At 62.7% G+C, this 25,382-nt stretch carries 24 protein-coding genes; 12 read left to right on the top strand and 12 right to left on the bottom strand.

Annotation, left to right across the window (positions count from 1 at the left end; all coding sequences use genetic code 11):
- The first annotated feature begins 59 nt into the window (after positions 1-59).
- Together NMA58_RS04555 and NMA58_RS04550 are read left to right on the top strand one after the other, a co-directional pair.
- Positions 60-1,226 (top strand): AI-2E family transporter, encoded by a 1,167-nt coding sequence (locus tag NMA58_RS04555; RefSeq protein ID WP_097599853.1) that lies wholly within the window; start codon positions 60-62, stop codon positions 1,224-1,226.
- 18 nt (positions 1,227-1,244) lie between these two features.
- Positions 1,245-2,537 (top strand): NAD(P)/FAD-dependent oxidoreductase, encoded by a 1,293-nt coding sequence (locus tag NMA58_RS04550; protein WP_434712533.1) that lies wholly within the window; start codon positions 1,245-1,247, stop codon positions 2,535-2,537.
- Between the two features lie 50 nt (positions 2,538-2,587).
- Here the strand turns inward: NMA58_RS04550 and NMA58_RS04545 are convergent, their stop codons facing one another.
- Together NMA58_RS04545 and NMA58_RS04540 are read right to left on the bottom strand one after the other, a co-directional pair.
- Positions 2,588-3,385 carry a polysaccharide deacetylase family protein gene (locus NMA58_RS04545; RefSeq protein ID WP_434712532.1) on the bottom strand — a complete coding sequence of 266 codons (798 nt, stop codon included), beginning with the start codon at positions 3,383-3,385 and terminating at the stop codon, positions 2,588-2,590.
- Positions 3,386-3,483: 98 nt separating this feature from the next.
- Positions 3,484-3,873, bottom strand: a complete 390-nt coding sequence (locus NMA58_RS04540) for a DUF930 domain-containing protein (RefSeq protein WP_085777460.1) — start codon at positions 3,871-3,873, stop codon at positions 3,484-3,486.
- A gap of 242 nt (positions 3,874-4,115) precedes the next feature.
- Between NMA58_RS04540 and NMA58_RS04535 the strand changes: the two genes are divergently transcribed.
- The gene (locus NMA58_RS04535) at positions 4,116-6,224 is read left to right on the top strand and encodes a S9 family peptidase (protein WP_434712531.1); all 2,109 of its coding nucleotides are present in this window, start codon (positions 4,116-4,118) and stop codon (positions 6,222-6,224) included.
- A 53-nt stretch (positions 6,225-6,277) separates the two neighbouring features.
- A complete protein-coding gene (locus tag NMA58_RS04530) occupies positions 6,278-6,817 on the top strand; it encodes a DUF1697 domain-containing protein (protein ID WP_434712530.1) in 540 nt (179 codons plus the stop codon).
- Between the two features lie 20 nt (positions 6,818-6,837).
- Here the strand turns inward: NMA58_RS04530 and NMA58_RS04525 are convergent, their stop codons facing one another.
- Complete coding sequence (locus NMA58_RS04525; RefSeq protein ID WP_434712529.1) at positions 6,838-8,295, bottom strand: MFS transporter; 1,458 nt, start codon at positions 8,293-8,295, stop codon at positions 6,838-6,840.
- Between the two features lie 260 nt (positions 8,296-8,555).
- Between NMA58_RS04525 and NMA58_RS04520 the strand changes: the two genes are divergently transcribed.
- Both NMA58_RS04520 and NMA58_RS04515 read left to right on the top strand, forming a co-directional pair.
- Complete coding sequence (locus NMA58_RS04520; RefSeq protein WP_434712528.1) at positions 8,556-10,058, top strand: protein adenylyltransferase SelO; 1,503 nt, start codon at positions 8,556-8,558, stop codon at positions 10,056-10,058.
- 140 nt (positions 10,059-10,198) lie between these two features.
- Positions 10,199-12,538 (top strand): glucose/quinate/shikimate family membrane-bound PQQ-dependent dehydrogenase, encoded by a 2,340-nt coding sequence (locus tag NMA58_RS04515; RefSeq protein ID WP_434712527.1) that lies wholly within the window; start codon positions 10,199-10,201, stop codon positions 12,536-12,538.
- 310 nt (positions 12,539-12,848) lie between these two features.
- Here the strand turns inward: NMA58_RS04515 and NMA58_RS04510 are convergent, their stop codons facing one another.
- Positions 12,849-14,855, bottom strand: coding sequence for a BTAD domain-containing putative transcriptional regulator (locus tag NMA58_RS04510; RefSeq protein ID WP_434712525.1), 2,007 nt, complete (start codon positions 14,853-14,855; stop codon positions 12,849-12,851).
- 174 nt (positions 14,856-15,029) lie between these two features.
- Here NMA58_RS04510 and NMA58_RS04505 point away from each other — a divergent pair, with 174 nt between their 5' ends.
- Positions 15,030-15,269, top strand: coding sequence for a DUF1127 domain-containing protein (locus tag NMA58_RS04505; RefSeq protein WP_097599862.1), 240 nt, complete (start codon positions 15,030-15,032; stop codon positions 15,267-15,269).
- Between the two features lie 28 nt (positions 15,270-15,297).
- Here the strand turns inward: NMA58_RS04505 and bla are convergent, their stop codons facing one another.
- From bla to dmeR, 3 genes are all read right to left on the bottom strand, one after another.
- Entirely contained in the window at positions 15,298-16,203 is a 906-nt protein-coding gene (gene bla / locus NMA58_RS04500) for a class A beta-lactamase (RefSeq protein WP_434712524.1), read from the bottom strand.
- A 130-nt stretch (positions 16,204-16,333) separates the two neighbouring features.
- Complete coding sequence (gene dmeF, locus NMA58_RS04495; protein ID WP_434712523.1) at positions 16,334-17,341, bottom strand: CDF family Co(II)/Ni(II) efflux transporter DmeF; 1,008 nt, start codon at positions 17,339-17,341, stop codon at positions 16,334-16,336.
- Between the two features lie 19 nt (positions 17,342-17,360).
- Positions 17,361-17,633 (bottom strand): Ni(II)/Co(II)-sensing transcriptional repressor DmeR, encoded by a 273-nt coding sequence (gene dmeR / locus NMA58_RS04490; protein ID WP_430958765.1) that lies wholly within the window; start codon positions 17,631-17,633, stop codon positions 17,361-17,363.
- 277 nt (positions 17,634-17,910) lie between these two features.
- Here dmeR and NMA58_RS04485 point away from each other — a divergent pair, with 277 nt between their 5' ends.
- Entirely contained in the window at positions 17,911-18,405 is a 495-nt protein-coding gene (locus NMA58_RS04485) for a GNAT family N-acetyltransferase (protein ID WP_434712521.1), read from the top strand.
- Between the two features lie 41 nt (positions 18,406-18,446).
- Positions 18,447-19,076, top strand: coding sequence for a glutathione S-transferase family protein (locus NMA58_RS04480; RefSeq protein WP_434712520.1), 630 nt, complete (start codon positions 18,447-18,449; stop codon positions 19,074-19,076).
- A gap of 48 nt (positions 19,077-19,124) precedes the next feature.
- Here the strand turns inward: NMA58_RS04480 and NMA58_RS04475 are convergent, their stop codons facing one another.
- From NMA58_RS04475 to NMA58_RS04465, 3 genes are all read right to left on the bottom strand, one after another.
- A complete protein-coding gene (locus NMA58_RS04475; RefSeq protein WP_434712519.1) occupies positions 19,125-20,039 on the bottom strand; it encodes a c-type cytochrome in 915 nt (304 codons plus the stop codon).
- Positions 20,040-20,125: 86 nt separating this feature from the next.
- The gene (locus NMA58_RS04470) at positions 20,126-20,566 is read right to left on the bottom strand and encodes a c-type cytochrome (protein WP_085777447.1); all 441 of its coding nucleotides are present in this window, start codon (positions 20,564-20,566) and stop codon (positions 20,126-20,128) included.
- Between the two features lie 129 nt (positions 20,567-20,695).
- Complete coding sequence (locus tag NMA58_RS04465) at positions 20,696-21,331, bottom strand: LysE family translocator (RefSeq protein WP_434712518.1); 636 nt, start codon at positions 21,329-21,331, stop codon at positions 20,696-20,698.
- A 129-nt stretch (positions 21,332-21,460) separates the two neighbouring features.
- Between NMA58_RS04465 and NMA58_RS04460 the strand changes: the two genes are divergently transcribed.
- On the top strand, positions 21,461-22,153 hold the full coding sequence (locus NMA58_RS04460) for a helix-turn-helix transcriptional regulator (RefSeq protein ID WP_434712516.1): 693 nt from the start codon (positions 21,461-21,463) through the stop codon (positions 22,151-22,153).
- Positions 22,154-22,412: 259 nt separating this feature from the next.
- On the opposite strand, the gene NMA58_RS04455 is transcribed toward NMA58_RS04460, so the two are convergent.
- Complete coding sequence (locus tag NMA58_RS04455) at positions 22,413-23,258, bottom strand: metallophosphoesterase (protein ID WP_434712515.1); 846 nt, start codon at positions 23,256-23,258, stop codon at positions 22,413-22,415.
- Positions 23,259-23,360: 102 nt separating this feature from the next.
- Positions 23,361-23,963 carry a superoxide dismutase gene (locus tag NMA58_RS04450; protein ID WP_012483135.1) on the bottom strand — a complete coding sequence of 201 codons (603 nt, stop codon included), beginning with the start codon at positions 23,961-23,963 and terminating at the stop codon, positions 23,361-23,363.
- 212 nt (positions 23,964-24,175) lie between these two features.
- Here NMA58_RS04450 and NMA58_RS04445 point away from each other — a divergent pair, with 212 nt between their 5' ends.
- A complete protein-coding gene (locus tag NMA58_RS04445; protein WP_434712513.1) occupies positions 24,176-24,502 on the top strand; it encodes a hypothetical protein in 327 nt (108 codons plus the stop codon).
- Positions 24,503-24,699: 197 nt separating this feature from the next.
- A complete protein-coding gene (locus tag NMA58_RS04440; RefSeq protein ID WP_434712512.1) occupies positions 24,700-25,353 on the top strand; it encodes a class I SAM-dependent methyltransferase in 654 nt (217 codons plus the stop codon).
- Positions 25,354-25,382: the final 29 nt, after the last annotated feature.

Below are 25,382 nucleotides of genomic sequence, written 5' to 3'. Positions count from 1 at the left end.
CCGGAACCGCATCGGCGCGTTTTTGTGGCGAAGCAATGGGGCTTCAGGGACCTCACCGCATGGGCATCGCCAACGGCATCCGCAAACACGCAAAGAAGATCGCCATCGGCGAACGCCAACCCAGTGCCTGGGCCAAGTCGTTGCAGGAGGCAGCAGAGGAACTTCCCGTCCCGCCGGTGCACCGGCTCGAGAAGGACGGGCTCGACATCAGCATGGCCTGGGCGATCATCGGCATTTTCGCCATCCTCGGCCTTGCCGCCGTCTACACGATGTCGCTGATCCTCATTCCGGTCACCCTTGCCGTCGTCGTCGGCATGATTCTCGGCCTCGCCGCTGAAAATCTCAGCAAAATGGGCGTGCCAAGGCTTGCCAACGCCTTCCTTCTGTCAAGCGGCGTGGCTTTGGTCATCGTCCTGCTGGTCAGTTCGCTTGCTGATCCGCTGGCGACCCTTGCCAACGAAGCCCCGGCTTTCGTCGAACGGATGATAAGCCGCATCATGCCCTATCTGGAGCGCATCGAATGGCTGCACATCACGCCGGCGACGTTCGAAAGCGGGCCGATGTCGATCGGCGCGCTGCTCGAAAACACCGGAAATGTGCTGCATGTGGTGACAACAAGCCTGACGCCGGCGCTGGTACAGGGACTGATCTTCTTCGCCGCGCTGCTGCTCTTTCTTGCCAGCCGGGTCAATCTGCGCAAGACGATCATCATGACCTTCCGCACCCGCCCACAACGACTGGCGGCGATCCGCGTCATCAATGGCGTCGAGCAGGTGCTCGGCTTCTATTTCGCCACCGCTTCGCTGATCTACATCGGGCTTGGCGTCGTCATGACCATCATCGCCTATGCGAGCGGCTTGTCGGCGCCGGTGCTCTGGGGCTTCTTCGCCTTCCTGTCGAGCTTTATTCCGTATCTCGGCATCACGCTGATGACGCTCTCCGTCGCCATCGCCGGCATCATCACCTATGACGGCTTCATCGTCGGCCTGGTGCCGGCGGCCGCCTTCTTCACCGTGCATCTCGTCATGGAGAACCTGATCTTCCCGGCGGTGATGGGGCGGCGGCTGGAAATCAATCCCTTTATCGTCTTCCTCGCCATCCTGTTCTGGACCTGGATGTGGGGTGCCGTCGGCGCAATGCTGGCGCTGCCGCTGTCTCTGATCGTCATGACTATCATCGAGGAACTGCTGATCGAGGAAAAACCGCAGCCGCAATTGCCGAAGTGATCAAGCGAGGAGACATAAGTGGCGGCCGATCTCGATCTCGACGAATCCGATCATGACCAGATGGTCAGTGGCCGTTCGCTCTGGGGGAAGAATGCCATACGTCCGCAATGGCGGCCGCTGGCCCAGAGCTTTTCGACCGATGTTGCGGTGATCGGCGGCGGCATCACCGGCGCGCTGATCGCAGATCATCTGACGGCGCGCGGCTTTTCCGTTGTTATCATCGACCGGGAAGAGCCAGGCTTCGGCAGCACCGCCGCCAGCACCGCGATGCTGCAATGGGAAATCGACAGTACGCTCACGGAACTCGAGGCCTATTACGGCTTCGAACGAGCGGCCGGAATCTATCGCCGCAGCGCCGCTGCCGTCGCCGGTCTTTCCAAGCTGATCGCAGCGAACGGAATCGCCTGCGGCTTCCGGCCGCGCAACACACTTTTTCTCGCCTGCAACCTGGAAGGCGCCCGCAACCTCAGGGAAGAGCGCCAGCTTCGCCGGCGGGCGGGGCTGCCCGGCGTCTATCTCGAACATCCTGATCTCTTTACGCAATTCGAGTTCGATCGCGATGGCGCAATCTATTCGCCGGGTTCGGCGGAGGCCGATCCGCTGCTGCTCACCTGGGCGCTGATCGCAATGGCGGTCCGGCGCGGCGCGCAGCTGGTCAGCGCTTCCGTGACCGCGCTGCACAGCGAAGGCGATTGCGTCACGGCGGAGACGGATGGCGCCCATGTCATCGAAGCGCGGCATGCCGTGCTGGCGACCGGCTATTCGATGCCGGGCCTCGACATGCCGAAGCTGCACCGCACAAGTTCGAGCTGGGCCTTCGCCACCGTGCCGCAGGATCCCGCCACATTCTGGCGCGACCGGGCTTTGCTCTGGGAGGACAGCCATCCCTATCTCTACATGCGCACGACCGCGGACAATCGCATCGTCGCCGGCGGCGAGGACGACGGTACGATCGATGCCGCGGCGCGGGATCGAAAGCTGCCGGCCAAGATCAGCGCCGTCCGGGAGAAGATGAAGCGGCTATGGCCGAGAGCGGATACCCGCATCGCCCATGCCTGGGGCGGAACCTTCGGCGAGACGGCCGACGGCCTGCCGCTGATCGGCCCGGCGCCCGGGATGCCGCATGTCTTCGCCGCCCACGGTTATGGCGGCAACGGCATCACCTTCTCCTATCTCGCTGCCCAGATGATCGGGGCGATGATCGCGGGGATCTACCGCGACTGGTTCGAGGACTTTGCGCTCGACCGGGAAGGACCGGGGATACGGCGGTTTGGCGAGGACAGGTTGGCGGCTGGAGATGCGTTGCGGTAGAGGCTTCGCTTTGGCTATTGTGCCGCGCCACACGGTCTTCAACCGCAGCCCTACTCCGTCGTCTTGTCGTCGCCCATATCCTCGACATCCTCAAGACGAACGAACGCCGTGCCCTTCATCTTGAGATCGACCAGTGCCTTCGCCACACCCTCGCCCGCCGCATGGTTGGGCTGATTGATGTGGGAGATGACGACATCGCCGTCCTTGGCGGAGGCAATGCGCTTTTCGGTGATAACAGCGCCAAGCAGCGAACCACCGTCGCCGTTCACCGAATAGCCGGCGATGCGATAGCCCATGGCGCGGATCTCGCCGATGGCGGAAAGATCGTATTTGGCCGTGGAGCCGCGGAACCAGTGCGGCGCGGGGATGCCGGCCGTGACCATCGCGGCGGCGCCGCCTTCGACTTCCTGCTTCACCGCCCGCGGCGAGCCGGCCGAGGCGATGCCATAGACGAGCGTCGGCGCGTCGACGGCCGGAATATGGTTCTCGCCGTGGTTTTCGAGCTCGAAGAGATCCGGATTTTGCAGGAAGACGGCAAGGGCTTGCGGGTTGCGCTTCAGCCAGCGGGCGGTGACGAAGATCGTTGCCGGAATGCGCTCGCGCACGAGGGTCGAAAGGATGCGCTCGTCCGCCTGCCCCATGCAGGCGTCGAAAGTGAGCGCGATCCGGGCATGGCCCGCTATGTTCGAACGGGCAATATGCAGATGCGGCTCGACGAGCTTGACCGCCGGCGCCTTGGACGCACCAATTCGGGCCGGGGCCGAAGCGATGGGCGGCGGCATTTCGTCCGCCAATGCAGCGGAGACGGAGGCGAGAAGCAAGGCCGATGTGAGCAGGATGCGGTTCATGTCATGGACTTTACGATTCGAGCGCCGCGACTCTAGCCGCTCGCCTTGCCAGACGCCATGTGGCCGGATGTCACCGCAGCCGCCGGCGGGAGACCGCATCAATCGTAGAGATAGTACTTGTCCCACTTCTCACGCGGCACCTTCTCACCGATCTGGTAGTCGAGCTGGCGCACGTTGATATGCTGCGGGCCGGTGATGCAATTGTAGGAAAGATGATACCAGTCGCCCTTGCTGCGGAAGACCGCGCCCGGCGCCTGCAGCGAATTGTCGCCGGCGATCGGGTCCTTGAAGGTATAGGCGATCACCTTGTCGGGCTTGAAGCCGGTGCTGTCCTTGTTGATACGGCTCATCGCTTCCGTGTCGCAGCTCTGTTCCAGGCGGGTGGAGGGATCGAGTTTTTCCAGCTGCTTCTTGATTGCCGGGTCGACGGCAAAGGCGGGGGCAGCCAAGCCGGCCAGGGATACAAACAGGAGCAGACGTTTCGGCATTGCGGAGGAAATCCCTTACTGTTGTACAGTCTCATCCTGCCGCCGGCGGCTTGCCGGGGGCTGGGCGCGTGCAAAATTCGCTCTGTGATAGCGGACCTCCTTAAATATTGTGGTGACATCAAGGCAGGGCGGGCGGTGCAGTCTCCTCGACTGTGGACGGTCACCTGCACCCTTGGCGCTTGATCCGGCGGCGGCGCGCCTCTATCTCTTGCCAACCCGACATTCCCACCGGAGCCAATTCCTTGTCCGTCTTCAAGAGCCTGCCGACACCGCCCGCCGCACCGAAAAAGCCCGTCTCCGATACGCGCCACGGCATTACCCGCACGGACGATTACGCCTGGCTGCGCGCCGACAACTGGCAGGCAATGTTCAAGGACCCGTCGATCCTCGACCCCGAGATCCGCCGGCATCTGGAAGCCGAAAACGCCTATATGAACGCGGCGATGGAGGATACCAAACCGCTGCAGAAGGCGCTGTTTGCCGAAATGCGCGGCCGCATCAAGGAAGACGACAGCTCGGTACCGATGAAGGACGGCGCCTATGCCTATGGCACGTTCTATGTGACCGGCGGCGAACAGCCGCGTTATTTCCGTATTCCCCGTGACGGCGACGTTGCCGACGAGACGATCCGTACCGTGCTGCTCGACGGCGACGAAGAAGCCGCCGGCAAAGCCTATTTCCGCCTCGCCGGCCTCGACCATACAAGCGACCATAGCCGCGGCATTTGGGGCTATGACGACAAGGGATCGGAATTCTTCACCCTTAAAGTGCGCGATCTCGCGACCGGGGAAGATCTCGAGGACCGGATCGAAAATACCGGCGGTGGCGGCGTCTGGGCGCCTGATGGCAAGAGCTTCTTGTATTCGGCGCTCGATGAGAACCACCGGCCCTCGAAGGTGTTCCACCACATTGTCGGCCAGCCGCAATCGGAAGACCGGCTGGTTTATGAGGAAGCCGATGCCGGCTTCTTCATGGGTGTCGGCGGCTCGCTGCTCGACGACTTCATTTATATCGATATTCACGACCACGAGACCAGCGAATACCGGCTGCTGTCGACCAAGGATTTGACAGCCGAGCCGAAGCTGGTGGCGGCGCGCGAGGAAGGCATCGAATATTCGCTGACCGAGGGCGGGGATGTCTTCTACATCCTGACCAATGACGGCGGCGCCAAGGATTTCAAGATCATGGAAGCGCCGGTGGACAATCCGGGCAAGGAAAACTGGCGCGAAGTCGTCGCTCACAAGCCCGGCACGCTCATCATCAGCCACATGGCCTATGCCCGCCATCTTCTGTGGCTGGAGCGCAAGGACGGGCTGCCGCGGATCATGATCCGCGACCGGGCGACCGGCGAGGAACATGCGATCGCCTTTGCCGAGGAGGCCTATTCGCTCGGGCTTTCAGGCGCGGCGGAATACGATACCGACGTCATCCGCTTCTCCTATTCCTCGATGACGACGCCGTCGCAGCTTTACGACTACAATATGGTGACGCGCGAGCGCACATTGCTGAAGACTCAGGAAGTACCCTCCGGCCACAATCCTGAGGACTATGTCACCCGCCGCGTTTTCGCCCCGGCATGGGACGGCGAGACGGTGCCGGTTACCCTACTCTATCGCAAGGATACGGCGCTCGACGGCTCAGCACCCTGCCTGCTTTACGGCTACGGCGCCTACGGCATCACCATTCCGGCCGGCTTCAACACCAATTGCCTGTCGCTTGCCGACCGCGGCTTCGTCTATGCCATCGCCCATATCCGTGGCGGCAAGGACAAGGGCTTTGCCTGGTACGAAGACGGCAAGATGGACAAGAAGACGAATAGCTTCAAGGACTTCGTCGCGGCGGCGGATTATCTGAATCAACAGAAGTTCACCTCTTACGCGAAAATCATCGCCGAAGGCGGATCGGCCGGCGGCATGCTGATGGGCGCCGTCGCCAACATGGCGCCGGAGAAGTTCGCCGGTATCATCGCCGCCGTTCCGTTCGTCGACGTGCTCAACACCATGCTTGATGACACGCTGCCGCTCACCCCGCCGGAATGGCCGGAATGGGGCAACCCGATCGACAGCAAGGAGGAATACGAGCAGATCGCCGCCTATTCGCCCTATGACAATGTCGAGGCAAAGGCCTACCCGCCGATCCTGGCGCTCGGCGGCCTGACCGATCCGCGCGTCACCTATTGGGAGCCGGCCAAGTGGGTGGCGAAACTGCGCGACAAGACAACGGGCGAGGCGCCGATCCTGCTGAAGACCAATATGGACGCCGGCCATGGCGGGGCGTCGGGACGGTTCCAGCGGCTGGAGGAGATTGCGTTCGAGTATGCGTTTGCGATCAAGGTGGCGGGGAAGATGTAAGGGGTTGGATGGGGCGTGCGGTGTGGCGCCCCCCACGGCAAAGGGAGAGAGAAATGCCCGTCTACATCGCCCTCCTCCGCGCCATCAATGTCGGCGGCACCGGCTCTTTGCCGATGACCGAACTCAAAGCGATCTGCGAAGGCCTCGGCTTTACTGACGTGAAAACCTACATCCAGAGCGGCAATGTGGTTTTCCGCTCGGATGAGGCGGAAAAGACGGTGGAGGAGCGGCTCGACGAAGCGCTCGGCCGCAAGATGGGCAAACGTCCAGGCGTGATGGTGCGCAGCCGTAAAGAGCTTGACGATATCGTCGCCAACGCCCCTTTTCCCGATGCCAAGCCGAATTTCCTGCTCGTCTACTTCCTGCCCGAAAAGGCCCCGGCTGATGCGCTGGAGAAAATGTCTGCGCCCGATGGCGAGGAGGCGAAGCTCGCCGGCCGGGAGATCTATGTGCATTATCCCAATGGATCCGGCCGCTCGAAGCTGAAGCTGCCGGCGCTGAAGCCCGGGACCTCGCGCAATCTCAACACCGTCCGCAAGCTTGCGGAACTGGCCGCTGACATGGAGGGCAAGGACCGAGCGCAACGCGCATAATTTGATTCAAGCGACGCGCGTCAAGCCTTTGTTTCTCCAGGCACCTTCATCCCTCTGGCCTTATAGCCGCTGATCTCCTCGCCAGCGGTCGGCGAGAAACGCAGATTCCAGACGGTCGCGGTGATCGAGATGAGGGTGACGACAATGAAGGCAGTAGAGAAATCGTCCAGCGACGGCGTTTCGACATTGTTGAAGGCCATCGAGCCGTGCAGCGCCAAGGCGCCGACGCAGATGCCGAGCGACAGCATCAGCTGCTGGAAAGTGGTGTAGAAGCTGGTGGCCGAGCTCATCCGCTCCTTTTCGATCTCGTCATAGGCAATGGTGTTGTAGGCGGTGAACTGGAAGGACAGGAAGAAGGCGCTGAGCACCAGGACGACGAAGATCAGCGGCATCGGCCAGTCCGGCCGAAAGGCGGCGCAGAGGGCATAACCGGCCGTGCCAAGGATGCCGTTGAGGACGAGGCTTCGGCGGAAGCCGAGCCGGCTGAAGACAAACTTCGCCATCGGCTTCATGGCGAGCGCGCCGAGCGCGGTGGCAATGACGATCTGGCCGGCTGCGGCGGCCGACAGCCCGAAGCCGATCTGGAACAGCAGCGGCAGCAGGAAGGGCTGGGCCCCTTGCGTGATGCGGGTCAGCGAACCGGCGATGACCGATGTGCCGAAGCTCGGCACCTTCATCAGCGAAAAATCCATGATCGGCGAGGGATGCCGGCGGGCATGCCTCAAATAGGCAATGCCGAAGATGAGGCCGATAGCGATCAGGAAGATCGAGAAGGCGCCCTCGCCTTCGTGGCTCGACATTTCGAAGCCGAAAAGCAGCGAGCCGAGCGAGATGCCGGATAGCACGAAGCCGATCGTATCGAAGTGGCCGGCCGCCTTGCCCTTCACCTCGTCGATATAGATCGAGACGAAGATCATGCCGATAATGCCGATCGGCACGTTGATGTAGAAGATCCAGCGCCAGTCGAGATAGGTGACGATGAAGCCGCCGAGCGGCGGACCGACGATCGGGCCGATCAACGCCGGCACCAGCAGCCAGGACATGGCGCTGACCATATCCTTGCGGGCGACGCTGCGCATCAGCACCAGACGGCCGACCGGCATCATCATGGCGCCACCCATTCCCTGCAGCAGCCGCGCCAGCACCAGGAAGGGCAGCGTCGGGGCCAACGCGCAGAGGACGGAGCCGATGACGAAGACGGCGATCGCCGCCCTGAACACTGTGCGCGAACCGAAGCTGTCGGCCATCCGGCCGCTCGCCGGAATGAAGATCGCCAGGCTGAGGAGATAGGAGGTCAGTGAGATCGACATGGCCGGCGCGCTCACAGCGAAATCGCGCGCCATGGTGGGCAGCGCGGTCGCCAGCACGGTCGCGTCGATATTTTCCATCAGCATCGCACTTGCGACGATCATCGCGATCACCCGAAAATTGGGCGCGGCGCGCCGAACCATCGGCGCCTGGTAAATCTGATCCGACATCGTCCGGAATCACTCACGGTGGCGCGGCGGAGCAGAGGAAGCAGCAAGGCCGCGGGGATGACATGGCACAAAGCCAAGGGGAGACGATCTGCTATACGCCCGAGATCATGGCGGGGCTATGGCCTTTCTGGCAAAGCAGCTTTGACGAGAGGTAAAAGCAGATCACGATTCCTTGCATCAGCATGATCTGCGTGACGGCCGACCGACCGGGTGCGCAAGACCGGCTTGCGCGCGGGCCACCCCGGCCCTACCTATGAACAATGACCTCGACCCCGCAGAAAATCCGGTCCGGTGCGGCCTTTCCGTTCGACAACAGCTATGTCGGCTTGCCCGAGCGCTTCTTTGCGCCACAAACGCCGACGCCGGTGGCCGAGCCCCGGCTGATCAAGCTGAACGAACCGTTGGCCGCCGAGCTCGGCCTTGACGTCGAGACGCTACGCCGCGACGGCGCGGCGATCTTTTCCGGCAATCTCGTTCCCGAAGGGGCCGAACCGCTGGCGATGGCCTATGCCGGGCATCAGTTCGGCGGCTTCTCGCCGCAGCTCGGCGACGGCCGGGCGATCCTGCTCGGTGAGGTGGTCGACCGCAGCGGCAAGCGTTTCGATATCCAGCTGAAGGGCGCCGGGCCGACACCTTTTTCGCGCCGCGGCGACGGCCGGGCGGCAATCGGGCCGGTGCTCAGAGAATATATCATCAGCGAGGCGATGTTCGCGCTCGGCATTCCCGCCACCCGGGCGCTGGCGGCCGTGACAACGGGCGAACCGGTCTATCGCGAAGAGGTGCTGCCGGGCGCGGTCTTCACCCGGGTGGCGGCGAGCCATATCCGTGTTGGCACTTTCCAGTATTTCGCCGCAAGGGGCGACACAGACGGCGTGCGGGCGCTCGCCGATTATGTAGTCGACCGCCACTATCCCGAACTGAAGGCTGCCGAAGAACCCCATCTCGCGCTGTTTTCGGCAATCGCGGAGCGCCAGGCGGCGCTGATCGCCCGCTGGCTGCATGTCGGCTTCATCCATGGCGTGATGAATACGGATAATATGACGGTATCTGGCGAGACGATCGACTTCGGCCCTTGCGCCTTCATGGATGTCTATAACCCGGCGACCGTCTTCTCGTCGATCGACCAGCATGGCCGTTATGCCTATGCCAATCAGCCGGCCATCGGCCAGTGGAACCTTGCCCGGCTCGGCGAAACGCTGCTGCCGCTGATCGGCCCCGAGCCGGACGGCGCGGTCGACAAGGCCAATGCCATCATCCGCGCCTATGGCGAGCGGTTCCAAGCCGAGTGGCTTGCCGGCATGCGAAGAAAAATCGGCCTTGCCGGCGAAGAAGATGGCGATCTCGAGCTTGTCCAGGCGCTGCTGTCGCTGATGCAGGCACAGGGCGCCGATTTCACCCTGACCTTCCGGCGGCTCGCCGATCTGGCCGGCAACGACGGCGCAGAGCCCGCCTTTGCCCGGAGCTTCCGGGAACCGAAAGCCTGCACCCCCTGGCTCACGCAGTGGCGCGAGAGATTATCGCGCGATCCGCAGACATCGGCCCAACGCGCCAGCGCCATGCGCCGCGTCAACCCAGCCTTCATCCCCCGCAACCACCGGGTCGAACAGGCGATCGAGGCTGCGGTCGAACACGGTGATTTCTCGCTGTTCGAGGCGCTGCTCACCGTGCTGTCGAAGCCGTACGAAGACCGGCCGGAATTTGCCGCTTATATGGAACCGCCGAAGCCGGAGGAACGAGTGCTGCAGACTTTCTGCGGGACCTAAGCGGCTTCAATACAACCGTACCGTGACATCCACCTGCGGCAAATGCAGCCGTTGAAAGGCATCTCCCTCGCTCTATCTGCCTGACCGGCGGACCTTTTCCGCTGATCCCCCACCGGCTAACCCACGCGGGAGACAGCCTTATGGCGCTCGTCATCACCTCCATTCTCTTCATCATCATCGGCGTTGCGCTCGGCGGCGGCGGGCTCTGGCTCATCACGCTCGGCGGCAGCATTTTCTATCTGTTTGCCGGCCTGATGTTCCTCGTCACCGCAGCGCTGCTGCTGATGCGCAAGGCGGTTGCGCTCTGGGTCTATGCGGTGCTCGTGGTCGCCGCACTCGCCTGGGCGATCTGGGAGGTGGGATTCGACTGGTGGCAGCTCGGTCCGCGCGGCGGCGTCATCATCCTGCTCGGCCTCTGGCTGCTGACGCCCCGGATCCGTCGGCCACTCGGCTTTCGCAGCCCGACCGGCATCGTCTACGGCGCCAATCCCTGGCCGCTCGCCGTGCCGGTCATTCTCGCTATCCTCGTCGCCGTCTATTCGATGACGACGGATCCGCATGATCTGGCCGGCGATCTGCCGAAGGATGCGGTCGCCGCCAATCCAGCCTTCGGCGGCAGCGTGCCGGACGGCGAATGGCACCAATATGGCCGCACGCCGTTCGGCCAGCGCTATTCGCCGCTCGACCAGATCAATGTCGAGAATGTCTCCACCCTGAAGGAAGCCTGGCGGTACCAGACCGGCGACGTCAAGCGGCCGGAGGATATCAGCGAGACAACCTATCAGGTGACGCCGCTCAAGGTGAAGGACACGCTCTATCTCTGCACGCCGCATAACTGGGCGATCGCACTCGACGCCAAGACCGGCAAGGAGAAATGGAAATATGACTCGAACTCGGGCATGAATCCCAACCGGCAGCACCAGACCTGCCGCGGCGTCACCTATTATGCCGATCCTGATGTCGCCGCCGGCCAGCCCTGCGCCGAGCGCGTCTACCTGCCGACCTCGGACGCCCGGCTGATTGCGCTCGACGCGGCCGACGGCAAGGTCTGCACCAGCTTTGCCGATCAGGGCGTGCTGCATCTGGAAACCGGCATGCGCTTCAATCCGGCCGGCTATTATTATTCCACATCGCCACCGGTCGCGGTGGCGGGCAAGATCATCATCGGCGGGGCGGTGAACGACAATTATTCGACCGAGGAGCAATCCGGCGTCATCCGCGCCTTCGACATCAAGACCGGCGCACTGATCTGGAACTGGGATTCCGGCAATCCCGACGTGACGACGCCGATCGCCGACGGCCAGACCTACACCACCAACTCGCCGAACAGCTGGTCGGTCTTCAGCGTCGACGAGGCGCTCGGCATGGTCTACATCCCGCTCGGCAACCAGGTGCCCGACCAGATCGGCATCAACCGCAGCGACAATGTCGAGAAATTCTCTTCTTCGATCGTCGCGCTCGATATCGCCAGCGGCCAGCTGCGCTGGGTGCGCCAGACGGTGCATCACGACCTCTGGGACATGGACGTGCCGGCCCAGCCGGCGCTGATCGATCTGACGAAGCCTGACGGCAGCTTGGTTCCCGCCCTCGTCGGCCCGACCAAGCAGGGCGATCTCTATGTGCTCGACCGGCGCAGCGGCGAGCCGATCATCCCGACCAAGGAGATTCCGGCGCCCGGCGGCGCAGTCTCGGGCGATCATACGTCGCCGACGCAGCCGATCTCCGACCTCACCTTCTCGCCCGAGCCGCTTCGGGAAAAGGACATGTGGGGCGTATCGCTGTTCGACCAGCTCCTCTGCCGCATCGACTTTCACCGCTACCGCTATGAGGGCCGCTACACGCCGCCGTCGCTGAAAGGCACGATCGTCTATCCCGGCAATTTCGGCACCTTCAACTGGGGTTCGGTGGCTGTGGATCCGGAGCGGCAGATCATGTTCGGCATGCCGACCTATCTCGCCTTCACCTCGCGCCTGGTGCCGGCCGCCGACATTCCGCCGCGAGGACAGGACGAGAAGGGCAGCGAACAGGGGCTCAACCGCAATGACGGCGCACCATACGGCGTCTTCATGGGTCCCTTCCTCGGACCGCTGCAGATCCCCTGCCAGGCGCCGCCATGGGGCTATGTCGCCGGAGTCGACCTGCGCACCGGCAAGATCGCCTATATGCACAAGAACGGAACCGTCCATGACATGACGCCGCTGCCGCTGCCCTTCAAGGTGGGCGTGCCCGGCATCGGCGGGCCGATGCTGACCAAAGGAGGACTCGCCTTCCTCGGCGCGGCGGTCGACAATTACCTGCGCGCCTATGACGTGACCAACGGGCGCGAGCTCTGGCGGGCGCGCCTTCCGGCCGGCGGCCAGGCGACGCCGATGACCTATACGACCGACGACAACAAGCAATATGTCGTCATGGTCGCCGGCGGCCACGGCTCGGTCGGCACCACGCCCGGCGATTACGTGATCGCGTATACGCTACCGTGATGGGAAATCTTCTCGCGAGCTCCATGCGGCCGCCGCATGAGCCCCACGGAAAGTGGAGCGTTTCGATCACCCGCGTTTCCCTCACATTCCGTCATCGGCGGGCCTGACCCGGCGATCCATGCTGCGGGGCGCCGACTGGAGAGGTGACGTCCGGCGAAACCCACCCTGAAGTCAGGTGCATGGATGCTCGGGTCAAGCAAAAAGCGGATGCCGGGAGCCTCTATCGCCGGCCTCGGCGACATAGACGGCGGCACGACGGACACCAGCGGAGCGGAAAGCGAATGGGGCAGAGGTCTCCTTCGCCGCATGCCTACTCCGGCAACCCCGCCATACGAAGCGCCTCTATATAGCGGTTGCGGTCATCCGGTCGCCGGAACGGTGGGAGAATATCGGCGAGGTTCGAAAGCCGAAGCGCCGGATCCAGCAAGCGCAGGCGCGCAATCGTTTCCCCTGCTTCCGCTTTCCGCCCGGCCATGGCTTGGCCCGCCGCCATCACCCGCATCGCGCTCGGGTAATTCGGCTGGTGGCGCAACGATTTTGCGGCCCAGACGGCGGCGTCCTCGTAACGACCGGCGCAGAAGTGAGCCAGGCCGGTGTTGAACTGCCAGGCAAACAGGCGCGGATCCACGGGGCTCAGCCTCATGGCGAGGGCAGCATGTTCGACGGCCTTGTCCGGCTCGCCGAGGCAGGCTCGCACCCAACTGCTGACGCCCAGCGCAACGGCCAGGTACGGATTGAGGAAGAGCGCGCGATCGATGCAAGCCGCGCTGTCATCGAGGTCGCCGCCGACATAACCGAGCACATATCCGCCATAGGCGAGCGCGACTGCATCGTCCCAGCCGAGTTCGACGGCTCTTCTCGCCAGTTGGGTCGCCTCGGCAATTTCGTTGGCCGGATCGATCATCCAGCCATTGCTCTTGCGGGTCGCGTAGCATCGCGCCGCCCGGGCGTGGGCGATGGCAAAATCCGGATCGCGCTCGATTGCCTTCATGAATAGCCGCAGAGCCTCGTCGACGACTGATCTGTTGGTCACCGTCCGGTCGAAGGCCGCCAGCCCGCGGAGATAATAGTCATAGGCGTCGAGGCTCTCGGTCGGCTTGCGTTTAGCCCGCTCGATCTCCGCCTCTTCCACTTTCGGCGTTATTGCGCCGACAATGCTGGATGCGACCTGATCCTGCAGATCGAACAGGTTCGCCAAAGTTCCGTCAAAACGGTCTGCCCAGAGATGCGCGCCGGTCGAGGTGTCGATGAGTTGTCCGGCGATACGAAGCCGGTCGCCCGCGCGGCGCACGCTTCCCTCGACCACATAGTCCACGTCCAGCTCGCGCCCGACCCGCTTTATGTCGACGGCCTGCCCCTTGTAGGTAAAGCTCGAATTGCGGGCAATGACATAGAGGTGACGGAATTGCGCAAGAGCGATGGTGATATCCTCGACGATGCCGTCGGCAAAATATTCCTGCTCGACATCACCGCTCAAATTCTGAAACGGCAACACCGCAAGGGATGGCCGATCATGATGTTTCGTCGGAGCGGAGAAGACCTGCGGCTGCGGCTCGACTGCGGCCGCGGCCCGCCGATCACCGGATCGCTGCCGCGGTTGCAGCGAGGCAGCCAGGGACGACGTCTCCGCTTCGGGTTCGACATCCAGATGCTTCTTCAGGAGAGCTCGGCAGGTCTCGAACTGGCGCAAGGCCATGTTCTCGTGGCCGCGGAGAGCATGGATCCGCATCAACGCCCTGTGAGCACCCTCCGCCGTCGGGTCAGAGGCGAGAAGCCTCTCGGCAAGCGCTTCACAGGGCGGTTCTTCCGCGGAGCCTGGTTCCAAGAGAGCAAGGCTCAAACGTTCCACGAGCTGCAGCGCCTTGCGCTGATATGTGCTTCGGTACGGTGCGAACCACTCAGCCAATTCATCCGGAATGGACTCGCCTTCAAGCAGATCGCCGCGGTAGAGATCCGCTGCGGAGGCGAGATCTGCGCTCGCCCCCGTCCCCAGCTTCCGGTCGAAGAGCGAAATGTCGGCTTGATCAGGATCGACGAAAAGCGCCACCGTCTCCTGATCCCCTTCGATAGAGACGGTGGCGTCACTGCTCGCCGGGAACGACCGCCTGATGTCGACCAGCGCCTGCCGCAAACTATTGCGGGCCTGCTCATTAGCTCGTCCCGGCCAGAAGGCTTCGGACAGCACCTCCCTGCGACAGCCGCGGCGGCCTGCCAATGCCAGGGCAGCAAACAGCAGCGACGTCTTGCGCGTGGCGAAGCGGACTGGCCGGCCTTCTCCGGAGATGACCTCGAGACCGCCTAGCAACCTGATGCGCATAGAAAGCCCCCAGACTTTGAACCGCCGCTCGCAGAATAGCATTTGGGAAGACGGATTTAACACCGATTTAGCGGCGGCTTGTTGAAGTTTTCTTCCCGGTTCACGCTCAGCCGAACAGGCCGAAAACGCCCGCATGGCAGATTTCCACCCGCACATCACAAGTGGAGATCGGAAATGGCTCATACGGAAACACAGCCCATCGTCAGCGCGCCGACAAACCAGGTGGCTGGCCCCATGAACATCATCGCAAAGCTGATCGCTGGCCTGCAGGCGTGGCGACGGGCGGTCGTGAGCCGGCAACGACTGGCCGAGCTGACACCCGATCAGCTGAGAGACATCGGTCACCCGGAGGCCAATCGGCCCGTGCTCGAAATCAAAGCGGGCCTGATCACGAACTTGATGTCGATGCGATAATCAATTGCTTCTGAAGCGATTTAACACATCACACCATCTCGGTGATCATCCTGCCGACTTCGGCAAAGATCGGGTTGAGATCCTTCGTCGGCGCCGTCGCTTCGGCGATATAGACGGCAGCGACGATCGGCCCACGGTCCGGCGGCCAGATAACGGCGATGTCGCCGAGGGAGCCGTTCGGGCCGGTGCCGGTCTTGTCGCCGACCTTCCAATCGGCAGGCAGGCCCGCCCGCAGCCTTTCCTTGCCCGTGGTGCTCGCCACCAGCCAGGCGATCAGCTTGTCGCAAGAGGCCCCGGTCAACACCGAGCCGAGCGTCAGATTGCCGAGCGTATCGAGCATCGCATCCGGTGCCGTGGTGTCGCGCGGATCGTCCTTACGACCCTCGTTCAGTGTCGGTTCGGTGCGGTCGAGACGCGTGGTGCCGTCGCCGATCGAGCGCAGCCAGTCGGTCAGTGCCGGCGGGCCGCCGAAACTTTCGAGCAGCAGGTTGCCGGCGGTGTTGTCGCTGACCGTTACCGCCGCCTCGCAGAGTTCGGCGATCGTCATGCCGTCGGCACCGGCGTGTTTTTCGCTGAGCGGCGAATAGTCGACGAGCTTGTCCCTGCCGTAGGTCACCCGCCGCTCGAGGCTCTCCTGCCCCTTGTCGACGCGGGCAAGGACGAAGCCGGCCGCCAGCGCCTTGAAGGTGCTGCACATCGGAAAAGCTTCGCTGCCGCGATAGCCGAAGGAAATGCTCGTCTGGGTGTCGAGCACCGAGACGCCGAGGCGTCCGCCGGTGCGCTTTTCCAGCGCGGCCAGGCGACGCTCGATATTGTCGTCGCCCTCCCCCGCAGTTTCCTGTGCATTGGCCGCAAGCGCCAGCGTGGACAGGCCCAAAGCAGGCAGGCAGAGTGCCGAGCCGATCAGCATGCGGCGAGTAAGGCTGGGATCCATGAATTCCTCCGACGATTCGGAGAATAGAGCTAAGGACCGATTGCGGCGGCATCTCGTCCCCGCTGCAACCTTGTTGTCAGCCGCTGCACCCTTGTTGAGTAGCAGCGATTTCGTCCTCCGCCCGCAGCAATCAGGCGGCGCGCGTGACCTCGACCGTCACATGCGACAATTCTTCCAGCGCCGAAAGCCTGTCCTTGTAAAAGGCCGGATCGCGCGGCTGCGAGGTGACGACCGCGACAATCGCTGCATGATGGCCGGGGCCGACCTGCCAGACATGCAGGTCGGTGATCCGATCCTCCTCTGTCTCGATCGCCTGGCGGATTTCGCCCGGCAGGGTCTCGCCTTCGGGCATGACGTCGAGAAGGACGCCGCCCGACGATTTCAGCAGGCTCCAGGACCAATTGGCGATGACCAGGCCGCCGACGATGCCCATGATGGGATCGAGCCAGAGCCAACCATACAGGCTGCCGAGGGTCAACGCCGCGATGGCGAGCACTGACGTGAGCGCATCGGCCATCACATGCAGATAGGCGGCGCGGATATTGTTGTCGCCGGCCTCTGCGTGATGGTGGGCATGGTCGCCGTGACCGCCATGGCCGTGATGGTGTGCGTGGTGCCCATGCGCATGATGAGCATGCGCGTGCGCATGATGAGCATGCGCGGCATGACCGCCGCCGGCCAGCAGCCAGGCGCTGGCGAGATTGACGGCAAGGCCGATGACCGCGACGGCGATTGCCTGGGCAAAGCCGATCGGCACCGGATTGGAGAGGCGCAGCAGGCTCTCCCAGGCCATCAGCAGGGCGATCAGGGCAAGGACAATGGCGCTGGCGAAGCCGGCGAGATCGCCGAGCTTGCCGGTGCCGAAGGTGAAGCGCGGATTGCGCGCCTGCCGGCGGGCAAAGAGATAGGCGAGCGCAGAAATCAAAAGAGCGCTGGCATGGGTCGACATATGCCAGCCATCAGCGACGAGGGCCATGGAGCCGTAGACGGTGCCGGCGGCGATTTCCGCCACCATCATCACCGCCGTCAGCGCAATCACCAGCCAGATGCGCCGCTCGTTGCGCAAATGATCGGCCCCGAGGAACACATGATCGTGTTCGAGGGCTTTCACTTCGACTTTCCCGATCCCGGCATTCATTCCCAGGGTCCTTCTCTCATCAGCGGATATAGGTTCTCAGCACTTCAGATATTTCTTCGACCGCCTCGGCCCGGGCTCTGTCGTCCTCGGCATTGAGCACGTGCTCGCGCAGGTGATCATCCAAAACCTCGCCGGTCAGCCCGGTCAGCGCGCCCCGAATGGAGGCGAGCAGTTGCAGGATTTCGCCGCAGGGGCGTTCAGCCTCGAGCGCCCGCTCGACCGCTTCCAGCTGCCCCTTCAGGCGGCTGACGCGGGCAACAAGCTTCTTCTTCTGCAGGGTGGTGTGAGACATCGCGGACCTTCATGTAGCATAGGGGGGTATCCTATTGAGGTTCTCGGCTGGATTCAAGATCTGAGATGTTTCAGCGTCACGCACTCACGCCATTGACAAATGCCGCGTTTGCGGCGATGGATGCTGCATGATCAAGAACGTGCACCAGAGCCGCTCGTATTTTTGGCTGTACCTGTAAAGGGCGGCCGGACAGATCATATTGTCAACAAGCCGCCGTCAGGCGGCTTTGTTGTATCGGCAGCGTCCTGACGGCAGATTATCAAAGGACGCGAAGACCATGACTGAAATCGAAGACAGCGAAATTTCACTGATGCGCCCATCGGTGGTGACGATCCGCGCCGCCAAGCCGCGCGACCTGCCCGAGCTCAACGAGATGATCGCGCTGCTTGCCGCCCATCATGGCGACGCGGCCGCGACGACGCCGGAGCAATTGGAGCGCGACCTGTTCGGCCCGCTGCCCTGGATCACCGCGCTTGTTGCCGAAACCGGCGAAGGGCTGATCGGCTACGCGATTCTCGTGCCGCTCTACAGGGCGCAGGAAGGCAAACGCGGCATGGACCTGCACCATCTCTTCGTGCGCGACGGCCATCGCGGCCACGGCACCGGTCAGCTGCTCGTCGACCGCGCCCGCGAGACGGCGCGCAATGCCGGCTGCGGCTATCTCTCCGTCAGCGCCGCGACCGGCAATGTGCTCGCCCACCGCTTCTACGAACAGATGGATTTCACGCCGAGACCGGTGACCGGCATGCGTTACATGCAGTCGATCGCATAACCCGCCCCGCGAGTCTAAGTCTGTGTTGATGAGGAGATTTCATGCCTGACTTCAAACTCCATTGCTTCGCTCTCTCGGGGAACGCCTACAAGGTCGCCCTCTTCTTCGCCCTTGCCGGCATCGAGTGGGAGAGCATTTTCGTCGATTATCTCGGCGGTGAAACGCGAACCGAACAATGGCGCGAAACCATGAACGAACAGGGCGAGGCGCCCGTGCTCGAACATGGGCAAACGAAGATCAGCCAATCGGGGGTTATCCTCGACTACTTGTCAGAGGTGACGGGGCAGTTCGGGGCGCAGTCAGCCGAAGAACGGCGCGAGATCATGCGTTGGATCCTTTTCGACAACCATAAATTCACGAGCTATTACGCGACGTTGCGGTTCATCTATGGCCTTCAGAAGAGCGGCGAGACGCCGGTCGTCGAGTTTTTGAGGCTGCGGGCCAAGGCTGCCTATGCAATTGTCGACGGCCACCTTGCCCAACGAGCCTTTATGGTCGGCAACCGGCTGACAATCGCAGACCTCTCCTTGGCAGGCTACGTCTTCATGCCGGAGGAAACCGGGATCGATCACAGCGCCTATCCGGCGATCGCAGCCTGGAAAGACCGGATCAGCAGCATGCCAGGCTGGCGCCACCCCTATGATCTGATGCCGGGTCCCACCTCGCTTTAAACAATTTGAACAAGCGTCCTCGTCCGCCCGAATGGACGCACCGCGGCTTTAACGTCCCGGCACGGCCTTGAGATAGGCGGCGATCGCCTCGCGGTCGGCAGCCGGCAGGCGGGCGATATTGTGCTGCACATCGACCATCGAACCGCCGACGGAATCGAAATCGGGCGTGAAGCCGGTTTCGAGATAGTTGGCGATATCCGCCTCGCTCCAGTTGCCGATGCTCTTCGAAGCTGGGGTGATATCGGGTATGCGCCCCTTCCCCTCCGGATTAGGCGCGCCGGCGAGCCACAGATCGGCCTGGAAGCCGCCGAGCGCGTCGCGCGGCGTGTGACACTCACCGCAATGGCCGGGGCCTTCGACGAGATATTGCCCGCGCTTGATCTTGTCGTCGCTCTTGGCGAGCGCGACGCGCGGCTGATCGTTAAAATAGAGGAATTTCCAGCCGCCGAGCGCAAGGCGGATGTTGTAAGGAAAGGATAATTCATGCGCGGGCGCGACGCTGGCGCTCTTCGGCAGGGTCTTCAGGAAGGCGAAGAGATCGTTGACGTCCTTGTCGCTCATGCGGGAATAGGAGCCATAGGGAAAGGACGGGTAAAGATGCTCTCCGCCCGGGCCGACGCCGCGCTTCATCGCATTGCCGAATTGGGCGAGCGTCCAGGCGCCGATGCCGGCCTTTTCATCCGGCGAAATGTTCGGCACGTGGAAGGTGCCGAAAGGGCTCTTCAGCGCCAGACCGCCCGCCAGCGTCAGCCTGGCATCACCTTCGGAACCGGGTGCCGAATGACAACTGACGCAGCCGCCCGCCCAGAAGACCATCTCACCGTTTGCCGGATCCGGCGCGCCGAGACCGGCCCAATGGCTCTCCGGCAGCGGATCGGGCACGGTAACGACATAGACGGCGCCGCCGCCGAGAACGGCGACGCCGATCAGACAGAGCAGTAACCGGATGAACCTGCGGACCATGCGCCGCCTCCCCTGTTGCCGACGTGACCCGCCGTCGATCGCAAATCAGGCGATCCGCGCCGGCGGAGATTGCTGAGGCCGGGCTATCATTCCTTAATACGATAGGCCTTGTGACAGCCGCCGCAATTGGCGCCGAGTGTATTGAGCGCGGCACCGACACCGGCGGCATCGGCCGGGAGCTGAGCGAGGGCGGTTTCCGCGTCGGTCGAGAGCTTTGCGGCCCGCGCCTTGAAGTCATCCATGTTTTCCCAGACCTTGGGGCTGACCTCGGGATCATTCATATCGCTGCCCGGCTTGAACTGATCGGGGAAAACCTTGGCGGTGGCGGCGATCGTCGTCAGCGCCGACCTTACCGTCTCGGCATCATAGGGCTTCTCGCCCTTGGCGATGGCGGCCATGGCGCCCGCCGAACCGCCGATCTTCTTCATCAGCGCAATACGCGAATCATGGGTACCATCGGCGGCGGTCACCGAACCGAAGGCGATGGCGGCGATCGCTGCGGCGGCAGCTACTGCTTTCCAATTCATATTTCCTCTCCGTTTTCTTGAGGCCAGGGCAGCCGCTGGCCAATCTGCACCGGGAGCATGACAAAATCCATGCGTCTAGGCAGTCACGTTTTGCCGGAGGGTCATAAAAACAATGTGATAACCGGCGGCTCAGGCGGTTTTCCAGCCTTGCCAGAGGCTGAAGGCGGAGACCGCAACCAACAGCAGTCCGGCGCAGCGGCCGACAAAGGCCGTGGCGTCGGGATTTGCCACCAGCAGATCGCGGCTGCGGCCTGCCGTCATCGCCAGCGTTCCGTAAACGGCAAACTGCGTGACGACGGTCATGGCGCCCATGATCAGCCCCTGCAGCCAGATCGGGCCATATTCAGGCTTGAGAAACTGCGGGTAGACGGCGAACATGAAAATATAGGCCTTGGGATTGACGAGACAGGTTACGGCGCCCTGGCGGAAGGCGCGCCAGCCGGAGCGCGCCGTCGCCGGTCCGACCGCCTCGACGGTGATCGAACTGCGCATCAGCGAAACGCCAATCCAGATCATATAGGCGACGCCGGCAAAGAGCAGCAGGTTGAAGAGCTGCGGCAGCATGGTGACGAGCACGCCGACGCCGGCCGCACCATAGGCCGAATGCACGGCACCGCCCGCCATGATGCCGCCCGTTGCCGCGAGCCCCTGCCTGATACCGCCGGTCAGCGCGTTGGCAAGCACGAAGAGCATGTCCATGCCCGGCACGATGATGATGCCAAAGAGAAGGGTAAAGAAGAGCCAGAGGTTTTCATGGTAATTCATGTCAGTTGCCACCTTCAGTTCCACGGGCCATTTTCAAAAGACCCCGATTGATTTCAATCCGATAGGTGGCTCTATACGCAAACCCAACTGACAGTGTATTGTCAGGAGCGTGAGAAATGGAGAGGCAAAATGCGCAAGGCCTCGCGGCTTTTCGAGATCATTCAGATCCTGAGGCTCGCCAGAAAACCGATGACGGCCGCTGTCATGGCCGAGACGCTCGAAGTGACCGTGCGCTCGATCTATCGCGACATTGCCGCCCTCCAGGCAATGCGGGTGCCGATCGAAGGCGGTCGCGGCATCGGCTACATCATGCGGCCGGGCTTCGACCTGCCGCCCCTGATGTTCTCGATCGAGGAGATGGAGGCGATCGTTCTGTCACTGGCGCTGCTCGAACGCACGGCCGACGAGGAGCTGAAGCAGGCCGCCCGCAGGGTCAACCAGAAGATATCAGGCGCCGTGCCGGGGCCGCTTCGTGAGGCGATGAACAGCAAGGCGCTTTATGCCTGGGGCTCGACCGCGCAGCCGGCTGCCATCGACCTTGCGGTCGTGCGCCGGGCGATCCGCGACGAACGCAAGCTGATGCTCGCCTACCGCGACGAACTCGGCCGCGCCAGCGAACGGACGATCCAGCCGATCGCGCTGATCTACTATTCGCAGACCGCCAATATCGTCGCATGGTGCGAGTTGCGACAGGCGATCCGCAATTTCCGCAGCGACCGGGTGGAGGGTTGCGAGGAGGCCGACGATTTCTTCAAGGGCGACGGCGACCGGCTGCGGGATTTGTGGACGAGCGGCTGGACGCAGAAGGCTGTGTCTGCGTGAATCAGCCGCATGGCCGATCATCGACGCTCACATGCGCGTCGACGTGCCCCTCATCCGCCTGCCGGCACCTTCTCCCCGTAAACGGGGCGAAGGGGATATGCCGCGGCCCCTCCGTTCCTCATCAACCTCTGGTATGGCACGTCCCCTCGCCCCGTTTACGGGGAGAGGGTTAGGGTGAGCGGCAGCTATTGCACTGATCTGACGGCAGAGTGGCACAAGCCTGAGCAGGATGAAAAGACGTGCCGGCCCCGGTCGCAGCCTAATAAACCAGCGTGCGGCTTTCCTCTCGGCCGAAACCGCGGATCTCGATGCGGTTGGGGTGCAGCTCGACGATGGCGAAGGCGTTCTGGTTCTCGGTGTCGACCACGCCCCTGAAGTTGACGAAGTGGCAGGCGCCGGCCTTGCCGTAATTGCCGACATGGTCATGGCCGTTGAGATAGGCGACGACATGGGGCTGCGAGGCGAGCAGCGCGACGACGCGCTCGCTGTCCCACATGCCGTGCTCGCCGGGCGGATACACCGGATAATGGTTCATCACGATGACCTTCTCGCCGGCGGCAGCCGCGTTGGCGATCTCGTCGCCGAGCCAGGCGAACTGTTCATCGCTCAACGCTCCGTTCCAGTGATGGGCGTTCGCCGCCTCCTTGGCTTGCAGCTCCGCCAGCATCCGTGCGGCAAGAGCGCGATGAGGATGGTTTTCCGGCGGCGCGAAGGTACTGACCTCGTTGCCGTCCAGCACGATGAAGCGCCAGCCAGGACGGGAAAAACGGTAATAGGGCGCGGGCATGCCAAGACGGGCGGCGACTTCGGAAAGGTGCCCGGCGGAAACCGAGAAATCGTGATTGCCGAGCAGGAAGAGCGCCTCGTGCCTCAGCTTGCCGTAGACCGGCAGGATGTCGTCGAAGCTGGAGAAACTGCGGTCGATGACATCGCCGAGCGTCATGACGAAGCTCAACTCCTCGCCATTGAAGACCTCGATCGCCTCGGCGACCTTAACGAGGCTGTTGGCGTAATAACGGTCCATCGCCGCGTGCGGGGCAACCGCCGCATATTGCGGGTCGGCGATGATGCCGAAGCGGAACAGGGGAACAGCAGAGGACGACATGGAGCGTGATTAGGAGCGGCCGATGACAGGGCTGTGACGGCTTCACACGAAAAGAAAACACCCGGCGTTTGCGGCGCCGGGTGTCGAACTGGGTGAAGTCGCTTACTTCGTCGCTTCTTCGTAGCGTTCCAGGACGTAATCCCAGTTGATCAGGCTATCGATGAAGGCTTCGAGATATTTCGGACGGGCATTGCGGTAGTCGATGTAATAGGAGTGTTCCCAGACGTCGACGCCGAGGATCGGGGTGGCGCCGTGAACCAGCGGGTTTTCGCCGTTCGGGGTCTTGGAGATTTCGAGCTTGCCGTTCTTGACGGAAACCCAGGCCCAGCCGGAGCCGAACTGGGTGGCGCCGGCATTGGCGAAATCGGCTTTGAACTTGTCATAGCCGCCGAGATCGGAAGCGAAGGCTGCTTCGAGCTTGCCCGGCAGCTTGTTGCCGCCGCCGCCCTTCTTCATCCACTTCCAGAAATGGATGTGATTGTAGTGCTGGGCGGCGTTGTTGAAGAGCCCGGCATTGGTGCCGAAAGACTTCTTCACGACCTCTTCGAGCGAGAGATCCGAAAGGCCGGCTTCGGCGGCGAGCTTGTTGCCGTTGTCGACATAGGCCTTGTGGTGCTTGTCGTGGTGAAACTCCAGCGTTTCCTTCGACATGAAGGGGGCAAGCGCTTCGTAATCATAGGGAAGTTCAGGCAATTCGAAAGCCATGTCAGATCTCCTCTTGGCAATAGATTGCGTCCTCGGCAGGTGAGGCGGAACATAGGAGGGGAAAGGAGGAGAGGCAACCGGCGAAATATCAAAAAACGATCGGACGGAGGAAAATTTGCCTCAGTTTCAGGGCGAGATTCAAGCGCGCAAATCGCCCGCCATGCCGCCGCCAAAACCGCTTACACCGGCAACAGACACAGTGGAGATCAGATATGAAAAGGAATATAATCCCGCATCTTGCCATTGCCGCGCTTCCGTTTCTTGTCACTGCGGCCCGTGCCTCTTCGGACGAGGCCTGGGAACAGCTGGCAGCCGACGTGGAAGCCAAGTGCAGGAAGGCCGCGGTCGCGATCGAGAAGCCGAAGGCCGCCGTCGATCCCTTCGGCACCTCGCATTACGGGCTGGCCCTGGTGACGGGAAGGCCGAAAGGGGCCAAGGGGCTCATCGTCCAGATCTGCGTCTATGACAAGCAGGAGAAATCGGTCGAGATCGGCAGCGCGATGGATGCTGAGAAGCTCGGGTTCACGTCAGCGAGATAGCCGGCCACCGTGGCGGTTTGTGACTTCAGTCACATTCCGAGCGGAACCCAACCCCGCTCTCAGGAGTTGAAGTTCTCAGTTTTTGGAGCGCCGCGCCTCTGTGAGAGGCGCTCAGGCGCTCTATGTTTGCGACAAACGCATGATTTACCCCGAAAATCGATTCCGATTCTCAGGTTCATGCGCAGGGAGGGTCAGGCATGTCGGAGCGTCGCAACAGGGCGGACGATCAGCAGAAAATCTATCAGCGCTGGGCACCGGTCTACGACCGCGTCTATCGCGGCATCCTGCGCGACGGCCACCGCAAGCTGGCCGCATTTGCCGCCGCGGCCGGCACCGATATTCTTGAAATCGGCGTCGGCACCGGCCTGACGCTCGCCCACTATCCCAACCGATGCCGGGTGACAGGCATCGACATTTCCGAACATATGATCGCGCGGGCGCGCGAAAAGGTGCGGCGCGAAAATCTCCAGCATGTGCAGGCGCTCGAGGTGATGGATGCGCATGCGTTGCGCTTTGCCGACAAATCCTTCGACGTGGTCTGCCTGCCCTTCGTCATCACGCTCATTCCCGAGCCCGAGCGGGCGCTGGACGAATGTGCCCGGGTGCTACGGCCGGGCGGCGAGATCATCCTGGCGAGCAAGCTCGGCGACGGCGCGGGTCTGCAAGGTGTGATCGAGGCGGCGGTGGCGCCGCTGGTGCGCCACATCGGCTGGTCGTCCGCCTTCCGAATCCACCGCATCGTCGCCTGGGCCGAGCGCCGCGGCGATTTTTCAACAACCGATATTCTGCCGGTTTTTCCGAACGGCTTTTTCAAGATCGTCCGCCTGAAGCAGCGCGGCTTTTCCTCCTGATACCAAAAGTTTTTTCCGCATCGCCGATC

The sequence above is a fragment of the Rhizobium sp. YTUHZ045 genome (assembly GCF_051124255.1).
Taxonomy (GTDB): domain Bacteria; phylum Pseudomonadota; class Alphaproteobacteria; order Rhizobiales; family Rhizobiaceae; genus Rhizobium.
Note: the sequence above shows the minus strand (reverse complement) of the source record. Positions and strands in the feature narration are given on the sequence as shown.

Coding starts and splice junctions, on each gene's coding strand:
- NMA58_RS04555 (WP_097599853.1), top strand. CDS start 60: ATGGGCATCGCCAACGGCATCCGCAAACACGCAAAGAAGATCGCCATC.
- NMA58_RS04545 (WP_434712532.1), bottom strand. CDS start 3,385: ATGAACCGCATCCTGCTCACATCGGCCTTGCTTCTCGCCTCCGTCTCC.
- NMA58_RS04540 (WP_085777460.1), bottom strand. CDS start 3,873: ATGCCGAAACGTCTGCTCCTGTTTGTATCCCTGGCCGGCTTGGCTGCC.
- NMA58_RS04530 (WP_434712530.1), top strand. CDS start 6,278: ATGCCCGTCTACATCGCCCTCCTCCGCGCCATCAATGTCGGCGGCACC.
- NMA58_RS04525 (WP_434712529.1), bottom strand. CDS start 8,295: ATGTCGGATCAGATTTACCAGGCGCCGATGGTTCGGCGCGCCGCGCCC.
- NMA58_RS04520 (WP_434712528.1), top strand. CDS start 8,556: ATGACCTCGACCCCGCAGAAAATCCGGTCCGGTGCGGCCTTTCCGTTC.
- NMA58_RS04515 (WP_434712527.1), top strand. CDS start 10,199: ATGGCGCTCGTCATCACCTCCATTCTCTTCATCATCATCGGCGTTGCG.
- NMA58_RS04510 (WP_434712525.1), bottom strand. CDS start 14,855: ATGCGCATCAGGTTGCTAGGCGGTCTCGAGGTCATCTCCGGAGAAGGC.
- NMA58_RS04505 (WP_097599862.1), top strand. CDS start 15,030: ATGGCTCATACGGAAACACAGCCCATCGTCAGCGCGCCGACAAACCAG.
- bla (WP_434712524.1), bottom strand. CDS start 16,203: ATGGATCCCAGCCTTACTCGCCGCATGCTGATCGGCTCGGCACTCTGC.
- dmeF (WP_434712523.1), bottom strand. CDS start 17,341: ATGAATGCCGGGATCGGGAAAGTCGAAGTGAAAGCCCTCGAACACGAT.
- dmeR (WP_430958765.1), bottom strand. CDS start 17,633: ATGTCTCACACCACCCTGCAGAAGAAGAAGCTTGTTGCCCGCGTCAGC.
- NMA58_RS04485 (WP_434712521.1), top strand. CDS start 17,911: ATGACTGAAATCGAAGACAGCGAAATTTCACTGATGCGCCCATCGGTG.
- NMA58_RS04480 (WP_434712520.1), top strand. CDS start 18,447: ATGCCTGACTTCAAACTCCATTGCTTCGCTCTCTCGGGGAACGCCTAC.
- NMA58_RS04475 (WP_434712519.1), bottom strand. CDS start 20,039: ATGGTCCGCAGGTTCATCCGGTTACTGCTCTGTCTGATCGGCGTCGCC.
- NMA58_RS04470 (WP_085777447.1), bottom strand. CDS start 20,566: ATGAATTGGAAAGCAGTAGCTGCCGCCGCAGCGATCGCCGCCATCGCC.
- NMA58_RS04465 (WP_434712518.1), bottom strand. CDS start 21,331: ATGAATTACCATGAAAACCTCTGGCTCTTCTTTACCCTTCTCTTTGGC.
- NMA58_RS04460 (WP_434712516.1), top strand. CDS start 21,461: ATGCGCAAGGCCTCGCGGCTTTTCGAGATCATTCAGATCCTGAGGCTC.
- NMA58_RS04455 (WP_434712515.1), bottom strand. CDS start 23,258: ATGTCGTCCTCTGCTGTTCCCCTGTTCCGCTTCGGCATCATCGCCGAC.
- NMA58_RS04450 (WP_012483135.1), bottom strand. CDS start 23,963: ATGGCTTTCGAATTGCCTGAACTTCCCTATGATTACGAAGCGCTTGCC.
- NMA58_RS04445 (WP_434712513.1), top strand. CDS start 24,176: ATGAAAAGGAATATAATCCCGCATCTTGCCATTGCCGCGCTTCCGTTT.
- NMA58_RS04440 (WP_434712512.1), top strand. CDS start 24,700: ATGTCGGAGCGTCGCAACAGGGCGGACGATCAGCAGAAAATCTATCAG.